10 protein-coding genes are annotated in these 11,967 nt (G+C 67.4%); 4 read left to right on the top strand and 6 right to left on the bottom strand.

Going from position 1 to position 11,967, the window contains the following annotated elements; all coding sequences use genetic code 11:
- Positions 1-7: 7 nt before the first annotated feature.
- The 3 genes from corA to AC1DNE_RS09240 form a co-directional block, all read right to left on the bottom strand.
- Positions 8-997, bottom strand: a complete 990-nt coding sequence (gene corA, locus AC1DNE_RS09250) for a magnesium/cobalt transporter CorA (protein WP_441468739.1) — start codon at positions 995-997, stop codon at positions 8-10.
- A gap of 79 nt (positions 998-1,076) precedes the next feature.
- Positions 1,077-1,937, bottom strand: coding sequence for an SDR family oxidoreductase (locus AC1DNE_RS09245; RefSeq protein ID WP_441468740.1), 861 nt, complete (start codon positions 1,935-1,937; stop codon positions 1,077-1,079).
- Positions 1,927-2,802: an SDR family NAD(P)-dependent oxidoreductase gene (locus AC1DNE_RS09240; RefSeq protein WP_441468741.1), complete on the bottom strand. Its 876-nt coding sequence runs from the start codon at positions 2,800-2,802 to the stop codon at positions 1,927-1,929. The genes AC1DNE_RS09245 and AC1DNE_RS09240 overlap by 11 nt, the downstream gene beginning before the upstream one ends.
- Positions 2,803-3,044: 242 nt before the next feature.
- Here AC1DNE_RS09240 and AC1DNE_RS09235 point away from each other — a divergent pair, with 242 nt between their 5' ends.
- The gene (locus AC1DNE_RS09235) at positions 3,045-3,839 is read left to right on the top strand and encodes a class I SAM-dependent methyltransferase (RefSeq protein ID WP_441468742.1); all 795 of its coding nucleotides are present in this window, start codon (positions 3,045-3,047) and stop codon (positions 3,837-3,839) included.
- Positions 3,840-3,856: 17 nt separating this feature from the next.
- On the opposite strand, the gene AC1DNE_RS09230 is transcribed toward AC1DNE_RS09235, so the two are convergent.
- Positions 3,857-5,632: an acyl-CoA dehydrogenase family protein gene (locus AC1DNE_RS09230; RefSeq protein ID WP_441468743.1), complete on the bottom strand. Its 1,776-nt coding sequence runs from the start codon at positions 5,630-5,632 to the stop codon at positions 3,857-3,859.
- Positions 5,633-5,806: 174 nt separating this feature from the next.
- Between AC1DNE_RS09230 and AC1DNE_RS09225 the strand changes: the two genes are divergently transcribed.
- Both AC1DNE_RS09225 and AC1DNE_RS09220 read left to right on the top strand, forming a co-directional pair.
- The gene (locus tag AC1DNE_RS09225) at positions 5,807-6,784 is read left to right on the top strand and encodes an L-threonylcarbamoyladenylate synthase (RefSeq protein ID WP_441468744.1); all 978 of its coding nucleotides are present in this window, start codon (positions 5,807-5,809) and stop codon (positions 6,782-6,784) included.
- Positions 6,785-6,947: 163 nt separating this feature from the next.
- Complete coding sequence (locus AC1DNE_RS09220) at positions 6,948-7,847, top strand: LysR family transcriptional regulator (protein ID WP_441468745.1); 900 nt, start codon at positions 6,948-6,950, stop codon at positions 7,845-7,847.
- 179 nt (positions 7,848-8,026) lie between these two features.
- Here AC1DNE_RS09220 and acuI read toward each other — a convergent pair whose 3' ends face one another.
- Together acuI and AC1DNE_RS09210 are read right to left on the bottom strand one after the other, a co-directional pair.
- Positions 8,027-9,013, bottom strand: coding sequence for an acrylyl-CoA reductase (NADPH) (gene acuI / locus AC1DNE_RS09215; RefSeq protein ID WP_441468746.1), 987 nt, complete (start codon positions 9,011-9,013; stop codon positions 8,027-8,029).
- 150 nt (positions 9,014-9,163) lie between these two features.
- On the bottom strand, positions 9,164-10,396 hold the full coding sequence (locus tag AC1DNE_RS09210; protein WP_476764922.1) for an MFS transporter: 1,233 nt from the start codon (positions 10,394-10,396) through the stop codon (positions 9,164-9,166).
- Positions 10,397-10,629: 233 nt separating this feature from the next.
- Here AC1DNE_RS09210 and AC1DNE_RS09205 point away from each other — a divergent pair, with 233 nt between their 5' ends.
- Positions 10,630-11,931: a cell wall hydrolase gene (locus AC1DNE_RS09205; protein WP_441468748.1), complete on the top strand. Its 1,302-nt coding sequence runs from the start codon at positions 10,630-10,632 to the stop codon at positions 11,929-11,931.
- Positions 11,932-11,967: the final 36 nt, after the last annotated feature.

Raw genomic sequence — 11,967 nt, 5'->3', positions numbered from 1 at the left:
CGTGGTCTCAGAGCCATTTCTTCCAGCGGAAGAAGATATAGGGCAGCACCGCGAACAGGATCATCAGCCCGATCGCCATCGGATAGCCCCACTGCCAGTCCAACTCCGGCATGGCCTTGAAGTTCATGCCGTAGATCGAGGCGATCAGCGTCGGCGGCATCAGCGCGACCGAGACGACCGAGAAGAGCTTGATGATCTTGTTCTGCTCGATCGAGACGAGGCCGAGCGTGGCGTCCATCATGAACTGCAGCTTATTGGACAGGAAAGCGGCATGCTCCTCGATGGCCTGCACGTCGCGCACCGCCGAACGCCATTCCGCCGAGAACCCTGTCTGCGCCTTCTTCGGCCGCGTGTAGTTGGCAGAGAGAAAGAGCAGCACGCGCTCGACCGAAACCATGCTCTCGCGCACATTCGAGATGATGTGCTCGTACTGGCCGATCTTCTGGATGACGACCTGATAGACGCCGCCCCGCTCGACATCCTGTCCGCGCCCGGCGAAGATCCGGCGCGAGGCGATGTCGATCTTGTCCCCGACGCCGCGCAGCACCTCAGCCGCGCGGTCGACGATCGCCTCGATCAGCCCGTCGAGGACCGCTTCCGGCTGCTGGCCGCAGCCACCCGGCTTGGTCGCGCGATTGAGGAAGATGTTGAAGGCGCCGGGCTCGTCATAGCGCACCGTCACCAGCGCCTTCTCGGTGAGGATGAAGGTGACGTCCGCCAGCTTCGGGACGACCGTGTCGGACTGGCAGATCACGCGCGCCGTCATGAAGCGCGCGCCATCCTCGGTGTAGATGATCTCGGAAGGTTCGAGATCATGCATCTCCTCTCGCGTCGGTATCGAGATGCCGAGATGCTGCTCGACGCGCTTGTCTTCCTCGGGCGTCGGGTTGAGCAGGTCGATCCAAATGACGTCCGCCGGAAAGGCCTCTCCCGGTCCGAGCGCCGCATGCCGAAGCTTGTCGCGCGCCTCGGAGGAGACACCGTGGATCATCAGCATGGGTGCGAATCTCGCTGCACGGTCAGGGTAGGTGCCGGCAGGAACTCCGATCCAGGACGCATGTCAAACCGATGACGGCTCAGACGCCGCCCTTCACGCCCTGCGGCGGCAGGCTGTCGGCCGGCACGAAGAAATCCGGCATCAGCGGCACGGACGGATCGACGCGATAGGGCGTGAAGTCGGTGACGCCCTCGCCGGCCATGAAGCTGTCGTCGATCAGGAAGTTGCCGGAGAATTCGCGGGACGGCTTCGAGAAGATCATGTGGGCGGCATCGGCGAGGATCTCGGGCGTGCGGCTCGCCTGCACCATCTTGTCGCCGCCGAGCAGGTTCTGGACGGCGGCGGTCGCGATCGTCGTGCGCGGCCAGAGCGCGTTGACGGCGATGCCCTTCGGAGCCAGTTCCCCTGCGAGCCCGAGCACGCAAAGGCTCATGCCGTATTTGGCGATGGAATAGGCCAGATGCGGCGCGAACCACTGCGTCTTCATGTCGAGCGGCGGCGAGAGCATGAGGATGTGTGGGTTTTCAGCCTTCTCCAGATGGGGAATCGCGTATTTCGAGACCATGAAGGTGCCGCGCGTATTGATCTGATGCATCAGATCGAAGCGCTTCATGTCGGTCATCTGGGTGTTGGTGAGCTGGATAGCGCTGGCGTTGTTCAGGACGATGTCGATGCCGCCGAAGGTCTCGGCTGTCTTGGCGATCGCCTCGGCCACGCTCTGCTCGTCGCGGACATCGACCATCAGCGGCAGGCACTTGCCGCCGGCCGCCTCGATCTCGGCGGCAGCGGTATAGATCGTGCCCGGCAGCTTCGGGTGCGGCTCGGCGGTCTTGGCCGCGATGGTGACGTTGGCGCCGTCCCTGGCCGCCTTGAGCGCGATGGCGAGGCCGATGCCGCGAGAGCCGCCGGTGATGAAAAGCGTCTTACCCTTAAGCGACATCGCCGCCTCCCTGTTGGTCCGTGATGTTGAAGCGGGCGGGCTGCGAGCCGTCCCGATCGGTGAAGCCATAGGCGCGCGCGAGATCGGCTACAGGCAGCACTTGCCCGGTATGGCGCGCGATCTGTGGATCGGCAGCGAGCGCCGCGACGGCACGGCCGGCATAGAGCGGCGTCTCGGTCGTCTCGGCGGCGAGGCCGGCGTCGCGGACGCGCTCGGTCAGGACATGGCCCGGCGAGATCCCAAGCGCGGTGACGCCGAAGGGCCGAAGCTCCTGCGCCATCGCGAAGCTCAGCCGGTTCATCGCGGCCTTGGCGAGATCGTAGAAGACATCGCCGAGATAGGCGCCGGCCGTATCGAAGCTCACCGTGACAATCAGGCCGGAGCGCATCTGCACCATCGCCGGCGCGACGGCGCGCGCAAGCAGGAGCTGCGCATAGACACCGCTTTCGAAGCTCTCCCCCAGCCTCGCGACCGGGCGGCGCCAGAACGGCGTGCCGAAGCCGGAGCCGTCCGGATAGCGCTCTCCGTCATAGCCTTCATTGCCGCCCCAGACCGCATCGACGACGCAGTCCAACCGGCCGAAGCGGCGCAGGGCCCAGGCGACGAGCCCGTCGACCTCTCTCTCATTGGTGTGGTCGCAGCGATAGGGATGGCCCCGGCCGCCGGCCACCTCGACCTCGCGGGCCGTATCCTCGAAGGTTTCCGGCCGCTGATCGGTATGCGGCCCGGCTTCGCTGGAGCGCCCGGTGACGATCACCGTGGCGCCCGCCTCGCCCAGAGCCTTGGCGACGCCGCGCCCGAGCCCGCGCGAAGCCCCCGCGACGAGGCAGATGCGGCCGGAAAGGAACGGTTGCGTCGTCGTCATGCTGGCAGGCCCAGCTTTGGTGGATCAATCCACCCCACCCCGCCAAGGTCATCCCGGACAAGCCGCGTCAGCGGCGCTGATCCGGGATCCATGCCTGAACCTTTGCCGGAAGCGCTCCGGCATGGATCCCGGGTCTGCGCTTCGCTCCGCCCGGGATGACCCGCGTGGTTGGAATGGAAATCGGCTAGCCACACCCCATCCGCTGCTCTATAGCCCCGCTCCCCTCGCAACGGAGCGGAACCATGGACAGTACCGATGTCGCCGCCTGCTGGGAGGCCAATGCCGAAATCTGGACCCAGCATGCGCGGGCCGGCTACGACCTCTATCGCGATGCCCTGAACACGCCGGTCTTCCTGGCGAACCTGCCGGACATCACCGGATTGACCGGCCTCGACATCGGCTGCGGGGAAGGCTCGAACACGCGCAAGCTCGCCGAAGCCGGCGGGCGCATGATCGCCGTCGACATCGCGCCGACCTTCATCCGCCACGCGCAGGAAGCGGAAGCCGCCGCACCGCTCGGCATCGAGTACCGGTTCGGCGACGGCACCGCCCTGCCCTTCGCGGATGCACAGTTCGATTTCGCCACGGCCTTCATGTCGCTGATGGACATGCCTTTCCAGGACAAGGCGCTGGCGGAAGCGGCGCGCGTGCTGAAGCCCGGCGGTTTCTTGCAGTTCTCCATCCTCCACCCCTGCTTTGCGCCGCCCTATCGCAAGGTGCTGCGGGACGACACAGGCAACGTCCGCGCGATCGAGGTCGGCCGCTACTTCGACGGCGTCGACGGCGAGGTCGAGACATGGCGCTTCGGGGCCGCGCCGGCCGAGGTCAAGGCCGATGTCGAGCCCTTCCGGGTGCCACGGTTTCACCGCACGCTGAGCGAATGGGTCGCGATGATCGTCGCGGCCGGGCTCACGATCGAGCACATGGCCGAGCCGCGCATCGACGCGGAGACGGCCGAACGCGCGCCCTATCTGGCCGATACGCTGATAGCGCCGTTGTTCCTGCATATCCGCGCCCGCAAGGGCGCGGCTGTCTGAACGGGGCGCGGCTGCGCTCACGCGGCGAAGACCGCCGCTGCGTCGGCGATTGCACCGGCGCCTTCCGTCACCGCGAGCTCAAGGGCCGGCGCTTCGGTCGCGAGGTATTCGGCATAGAAACGGGCCGTGGCGAGATCGCCTGTGCCGTTGGCCTCCGAGCGGGTGGCGAGCGCCTTCTTTGCGAGCCCCGTGCCGCCCTGTGCCAGTGCGAAGAGCTTGAGGTAGGGCGTGGCCCCCGCCAGCGCATCGGCCTGGCTCGTGCCGAGCGTCGCCAGCATCCACTGCGTCGCGCGCTCGAGTGCATCGACCGCCGCACCCAATCGTGCCGCCGAGTGACCGAAGCCCGGCGTGTTCGCACGCTCGACCTCGCCGACCACGGCGCGCATCTCGGCCATCAGCGCCTTGACCGCCTCGCCGCCGGAGAGCGGCAGCTTGCGGGTGACGAGATCGATCGCCTGGATGCCGTTGGTGCCCTCATAGATCGCCGCGATGCGCGCGTCGCGCAGATGCTGGGCCGCGCCGGTCTCCTCGACGAAGCCCATGCCGCCATGGACCTGGATACCGGTCGAGGCGACATCGATGCCGATATCGGTGGAGTACGCCTTGGCGACCGGGGTGAGGATGGCGGCACGCTCCGCCGCGACCTTGCGCTTGCCCTCGTCCGGCTCGCGGTGCGAACGGTCGAGCGCCTCGGCCACGAGATAGGAGATCGCGCGGGCGCCCTGTGTCTTCGCCCGCATGTCCATCAGCATGCGCCGCACATCCGGATGGACGATGATCGGGCTCATCGGCGCGCCCTTCGGAGCATCCAGCGCCGCGCCCTGCTTGCGCTCATGCGCGAAGGCGAGCGCCTGCTGATAGGCGCGCTCGGCTATGGCCACACCCTGCAGGGCGACATTGAGGCGGGCGTTGTTCATCATCGTGAACATGCAGGCGAGGCCGCGGTTCTCCTCGCCGATCAGCCAGCCGATGGCGCCGCCATTGTCGCCGAAGGCCATCGAGCAGGTCGGCGAGGCGTGGATGCCGAGCTTATGCTCGATGCCGGAGCAGCGCAGGTCGTTGTGCTCGCCGAGGGAGCCGTCGGCATTGACCAGATATTTCGGCACGAGGAAGAGCGAGATGCCGCGCGTGCCGGGAGGGGCATCGGGCAGGCGCGCCAGCACAAGATGGACGATGTTCTCCGTCAGATCGTGTTCGCCATAGGTGATGAAGATCTTCTGGCCGGTGATGCGGTAGGTGCCGTCCGGCTGGCGCTCGGCCTTGCTGCGTAGGGCATTGAGGTCCGAACCAGCCTGCGGCTCGGTGAGGTTCATCGTGCCCATCCACTCGCCCGAGACGAGCTTGGCGAGATAGGTCTCCTTCAGATGGTCGGAACCATGGGCATAGAGCGCCTCGATGGCGCCGACCGTCAGCAGAGGACCGAGCGCGAAGGCGAAGGCGGCCGAGTTCCACATTTCGATGCAGGCCGATTGCAGCAGCGTCGGCAACCCCTGCCCGCCATAGGCCTCCGGCGCCGGCAGGGCGTTCCAGCCAGCCTCGGCCCAGGCCTTGTAGGCCTCCTTCCAGCCCGGCGGCGTCGTGATCGCGCCGTCCTTCAGCTTCGAGCCATAGGCATCGCCGACCCGGTTCAGCGGCGCGATGACGTCGGCCGCGAACTTCGCCGCCTCGTCCAGCACGGCTTCGGTGACACCGCCCTCCAGCTCCGATGCCAACCCGTCCGCGATCAGTCGGTCGAGGCCTGCGACATGGCGCATGGTGGCGAGCATGTCCGAAACCGGGGCGCGATAGCTCATAGGTTGTCTCCCTGAGGCGCGCGGGCCCGAAAGGGCAGCCGCAGCCTGCATTTGCCGTTGCCGCGATGGTAGCGAGGAACTATCGCCTATGCCACGCGCAAGCGAGCGCGACCTTCGTCCCGTGTCGCGCCTGCCAGTTAGTTTATATATAAACCATCTTCGGTCAATCGCATCGTGAACCAGCCCCTCCCCGTTTCCCGCCAAACGAAGCTTCTCGCTGTCGATGCTGCCGGCATTGCCGAGGCGGCGGCGCTGCTGCGCGCGGGCGGGCTCGTCGCGATGCCGACGGAAACCGTCTACGGGCTCGCGGCCGACGCGACCTCGGGCACCGCTGTCGCCGGCATCTACGCCGCCAAGGAGCGGCCGAGCTTCAATCCGTTGATCTCGCACCTGCCCGATCTGGCGAGCGCGCGCCGGCAGGGACTGTTCGACGCCAATGCCCTGGCGCTGGCGCAAGCCTTCTGGCCGGGCCCGCTGACGCTGGTCGTGCCTGCCTCGCCGGGATGCACGGTGAGCGAGCTGGCGCGGGCGGGTCTCGCCACGGTGGCGCTGCGTGTCCCGGCCCACCCCGTCGCACATGCCGTGCTCGAAGCGGCGGGTCGGCCGATCGCCGCGCCCTCCGCCAATCGCTCCGGCCGGATCAGCGCAACCAGCGCCGCCCATGCCATGGCCGATCTCGACGGGCGCATCGACGCCGTCCTCGATGCCGGCCCGACCGAGGTCGGCGTCGAATCCACCATCGTCGCCTGCCTCGACGGTGCACCGCGCCTGCTCAGGCCCGGCGGCGTGCCGCGCGCGGCGATAGAAGGCGTGATCGGCCGCCCGCTCGTCCTGGCGGGCGAAGCCGGCCACGCCCCGATCGCGCCGGGCATGCTGACGTCGCACTACGCGCCGGCAGCGCGTGTCCGGTTGGATGCGGATGCGCCGCGGGAAGGCGAGGCCTGGCTCGGCTTCGGGCCGGGGCAGGACTTCCCGGCAGCGCTCAATCTCAGCCCGGCCGGCGATCTCCGCGAGGCCGCAAGCAATCTCTTCGGCCATCTGCGCCGGCTGGACGAGATGGGACTGCGGACCATCGCCGTCGCCCGCATCCCGGAGCAGGGGCTGGGCGAGGCGATCAACGACCGGCTGCGGCGCGCGGCGGCTCCGCGCTGAGGCGAAGCGTCATTCTCGGGCGAAGCGAAGCGCAGACCCGAGAATCTCAGGACAAGAAGACACTGGTTTCCGAGATGCTCGGGTCAAGCCCGAGCATGACGGCGGGTGCGAGCTTGCATCGGTGCAAGATTTGGGCTTGCGTGCCTGTGGGGGGACGCTGCCGATGAATGCCAAGCTCGCCTGGGACGATTTCCGGCTGATCAAGGCCATCGCCGATCATGACGGGCTGACGGGGGCCGCGGCGGCGCTGTCGGTCAACCATTCGACGGTGTTCCGGCGTCTCGGCCAGATCGAGGAGATCGTCGGGATGCCGCTCTTCGAGCGGCGCAAGACCGGCTATGTCGCGACTGTGGCCGGTGCGGAGATGGCGGCGCTGGCGAGCCGCATGGACGAGGATGTCACGGCCTTCGCACGGCGCCTCGCCGGCCGGGACGTCGCGCCTTCAGGCGAGCTGCGCATCACGACGACAGACACCCTCTATCAGAACGTGCTGCTGCCGATCTTCACGGCCTTCCGCCGGGTCCATCCGCTGATCCGGCTCGATGTCGTCGTCGGCAACCAGGCGCTCAACTTGTCCAAGCGCGATGCCGATATCGCGATCCGTGCCAGCGACACGCCGGGCGAGACGCTGGTCGGCCGGCGTATCGCCACCATCGCCTGGGCGATCTATGGCCGCTCGGAAGACGGCATCACACCTGAGGAAAAAGTCGATCCCGCCCTGCTCTACCAGCGCGACTGGGTCGCACTCGGCGACCAGCTCTCTCACGTCAAGGCCGCCCGCTTCGTGCGCGAGCATGTCGCGCCGGAGCGGATAGCACTGAAGAGCTCGGCCGTGCTCGGCATCGCCGAAGCGGTCGGACAGGGCCTCGGCATCGGGCCGGTGCCGTGCTTCATCGCCGACCAGAGACCGGAGCTCATCAAGCTCCTGCCGCCCAACCCCGATTTCTCCACGGGGCTGTGGGTGTTGACCCACCCCGACATCCGCCATGTGCCGCGCGTGCGCGCCTTCATGGATTTCTGCAGCAGCGAGCTGGCGCGGCGGCGGACACTGTTCGAGGGATAGGATCGGCTCAAGCTGTCGTTTGCGGAACCCTGTCATTCCGGGCGAGGCGAAGCGGAGACCCGGAATCCATCGTAAAGCGGAGAGCCTGATGATGGATTCCGGATCAGCACCGCTTCGCGGCTTGTCCGGAATGACGGCGCGCTTTCTTCAAAACGGCATGGTCTGAACGCGGATGGCTCCTAGCCTATCTCGACGACGACGCGGCCCTTCACCTTGCCTTCGACGATGGCCTTGCCCGTTTCGATCACGGCCTCTAGCGGGATCGTCGTGGTGATCAGGGCAAGCTTCTCGCGGTCGAGATCGGTGGCAAGGCGGCTCCAGGCTTCGAGCCGGCGCGGCTTCGGGCACATCACCGAATCGACGCCCAGCAGCGCGACGCCGCGCAGAATGAAAGGCGCGACCGAAGCCGGCAGGTCCATGCCCTGCGCCAGCCCGCAAGCCGCGATGGCACCGCCATATTTCGTCATCGACAGCAGGTTCGCCAGCGTATGCGAGCCGACGGCATCGACGCCCGCAGCCCAGCGCTCCTTGCCGAGCGGGCGGCCCGGCGCGGCGAGTTCGTTGCGGTCGATGATCTCGGCAGCGCCTAGGCTTTTCAGGTAGTCGGCCTCCTCGGCGCGACCGGTCGAGGCGATGACGTGCCAGCCGGCCTTGGCCAGCAGCGCGATTGCGACCGAGCCGACACCGCCGGCGGCACCGGTGACGACGACCGGGCCGCCGGAAGGCTTGAGGCCATGCTTCTCGAGCGCGAGAACGCAGAGCATGGCGGTGTAGCCGGCGGTGCCGATGGCCATCGCTTCGGCGGGCGTCAGACCTTCCGGCAGCGGCACCAGCCAGTCGCCGTTGACCCGGCTCTTCTGGGCGTAAGCGCCCAGATGCGTCTCGCCGGTGCCCCAGCCGTTGAGGACAACGAGGTCACCCGGCTTGAAAGCGGGATTGTCGGAGCTCTCGACCCGGCCGGCGAAGTCGATGCCCGGGATCATCGGCCAGCGGCGCACCACGGGAGCCTTGCCGGTAATGGCGAGGCCATCCTTGTAGTTCACCGTCGAATGGGTGACGCGGACGGTGACATCGCCCTCCATCAGGTCGCTCTCGGCGAAATCGGTGAAGGCAAGATTTGGCCCGGCCTCGCCCTTGGTCGCCACGAGGGCCTTGAACGTCGTCATCACCATCTCCCGTACACGGGCATCGGACCGAAAAACGCAAGCCGGTTTTCGGAAGGAGCCGATGCAGATCCAACATGCGAAGGCCGACAAGGTTGCAGCGGCAGCCCGCCGCCGCAACCCCATCGGCCGTGCGTCTGATCGTCTTCCGAATCAGGCCGGCTGCATCTGCGGCCGATGCACCGGCCGCTCGACGATCGGCAGGTTGATCAGGGCCGAGGCGACGCCAAGCGCAACCGAGAGCCACCAGACGAACTGGTAGCTGCCCATCGTTTCGTAGAGCATGCCGCCGAGCCAGACGCCGAGGAAGCCGCCGACCTGATGCGAAAAGAAGGCGAAGCCGTAGAGCATCGCCATGTATTTGGTGCCGAACATCAGCATGACCAGCGAAGAGGTCGGCGGCACGGTCGAGAGCCAGAACAGGCCGATGACGACGCCGAAGGTGATCGCGGTCGTCGGGCTCGCCGGGATCAGGATGAAGGCTGCGATCGCCACGGCACGGCCGAGATAGATCCAGGCGAGGAGATGACGCTTCGGCATCCGCGTCGAAAGCCAGCCCGAAGAGAGCGAGCCCACGGCATTGGCCAGACCGATCACCGCGAGCGTCCAGCCGCCGACCCAGGCCGGCAGGCCGGCATCCTTGAGATAGGCCGGCATGTGCACGGTGATGAAGGCGAGTTGGAAGCCGCAGGTGAAGAAGCCGAGCACGAGCAGGACATAGCTGCGGTGCCTGAAGGCCTCGGTCAGCGCCTGCGCAACCGTCTGGTTCGGCAGATTGGCCGCAGCGGCGCCAGCGGCCGCCCCGGTCTTGCGCGTCGCCAGCACGATCGAGATCGGCAGGATCGGCAGCAGCGTGAAGGCGAAGACGACCAGCGCCTGCTGCCAGCCTATCGTCTCGATCAGGATGTTGCCGATCGGCGGGAACAGGAACTGGCCGAAGGAGCCGGCCGCCGTGCCCGCGCCGAAGGCCATCGGCCGCCACTGCTCGGGCAGGAGCTTGCCGAAGGCGGCGAGAACGAGGTTGAACGAGCAGGCGGAAAGGCCGAAGCCGATCAGCACGCCGGCGCCGAGATGAAGCTGAAGCGGCGTGGTGGCATAGGCCATCGTCACGAGCCCGGCGGCATAAAGCACGGCACCGACGCAGAGCACCCGCACCGTGCCGTACCGGTCGGCGATGGCACCGGCGAAGGGCGCACCCAGCCCCCAGAGCAGGTTCTGGATCGCAAGCGCCAGGCCGAAGATGTCGCGGCCCCAGTGGAACTGCAGCGTCATCGGGATCTGGAAGAGGCCGGCACTGGCGCGCGGGCCAAAGGTGATCAGGGCGATCAGGCAGCCGGCGGCGACGATGACCTCCGGTGCGTAGCTGCGCGCTGGAGTGGACGACATGGAGTTCTCCGGCGAGTCGGGAGTGTCGGAAGTGTGGCTACACGTTATCGCCCTGCCCGCGTGGCAACCAGCGCGATTTCGTGAAATTTGACATCACGGCGCGACATGGAATGCCGGAGCGATGGCGGTGTTAACCGGCGCTCAACCTTACCAAGGCGATAACAGATTCCAACGAAGGCGCAGCGTCGTCTGCTGGGTTTTTCGTTCCGTGCGATCGGGACGGGTGTGTCGCTTTGAGTCATCGGCGTCTTCACAGGCATGGGCGGAACCAGCGCCCTCTCGGCATCAAATGGGCCGCGAACACGGTCGCGCCCTGGGCGCTGTCGGTCGGGCTGCTCGTGTCCTTCACCGCCTCCGCCGGCCAGAATTTCGGGCCGACCGGCCTGCCTTCCAGCGCCATCGACCGGGTCGCGCCCGGCCCCGCCTCGGAGTTGGCCGAGGGCCCCTCGATGCTGGTCGCCGCCAGCGCCTTCCGGCTGCCCGGCCTGGCGCTGACCTCCGCCGTCACCCAGGCCAAGCTCTCCTTCGAGGATCCGGAACGTCGGATCGTCGTCGATCCGCGCGCGCCGCGTGAGGATCTGAAGCGCACTGTCGCCAACTTTCCCGAAGTCGACCGCACGGCCAAGGGCGACATGCTGCCGAGCCTGCGGCCGGGCCTCTCCGAACACCCTTCCATCGAGTTGGAGCGCGTCGTCTTCGGCGACACCCAGCCCAAGCTGATTTCCGGGGGCTTCTCGATCGACGCGATGCGGGCGGCCGAGGCCGTCGACGGCCCGCAGACCGGCTTCGAGACCTATGCCAACGAGGAGGGCCTGACCGATCCGGCCCTGTCGGATTCCTCGCCCGTGTCGCTCAAGCCGAAGATTACTTCGGCGCGGCAGGCGGAACTCTTTCTCGAAAGCATCGACGGCTCGTCGCCATCTGTGCCGAAGGCCAACCGGCAATCCTCCTCGACGCCCCTCGTCGGCTCGGTCATCGGCACGCTGACGCCGCCCGCCCTGCCCGCACATGGCGCGCCGCAGCAGCGCAGCCGCGTCGCGCTCGCCTCCGCGCCGGCCAATCACGACCTGCGCCTGGCCGAGCCCGGTGTGAAGCAGGACTACACCAGCCTGATCGCGCCCGAGGCGATGGCGAAGGAACAGCGCTGCCTGGCCGAAGCGGTCTATTTCGAGGCGCGCTCCGAATCCTTCCAGGGACAGGCTGCGGTGGCGCAGGTCGTGCTCAACCGCGTGAAGAGCGGGCTTTATCCAAGCAGCGTCTGCGGCGTCGTCTATCAGAACAGCAACCGCTACCTGTCCTGCCAGTTCACCTTCACCTGCGAGGGCAAGTCGCTACGCATCACCGAGCCGGGCCCCTGGCGCGACGCGGTGCGGATCGCACGCGAGGTCTATGAGGGCACGACCTATCTGCCCGAAGTCGGCGCCTCCACACACTACCACGCGCAATATGTGCGGCCGTACTGGGCCAAGAAGCTGAAGAAGATGGACACGATCGGCCAGCACGTCTTCTACCAGCTTCGTCCCGGCCAGACCTGACGGCCGAGGCCGGGCGTCGGGCAACCGGGGCGGCGG

It is taken from the genome of Allobosea sp. 05L423, from assembly GCF_056397745.1.
The sequence above is the reverse complement of the archived record's forward strand: the minus strand, read 5'-3'. Positions and strand labels throughout refer to the sequence as shown.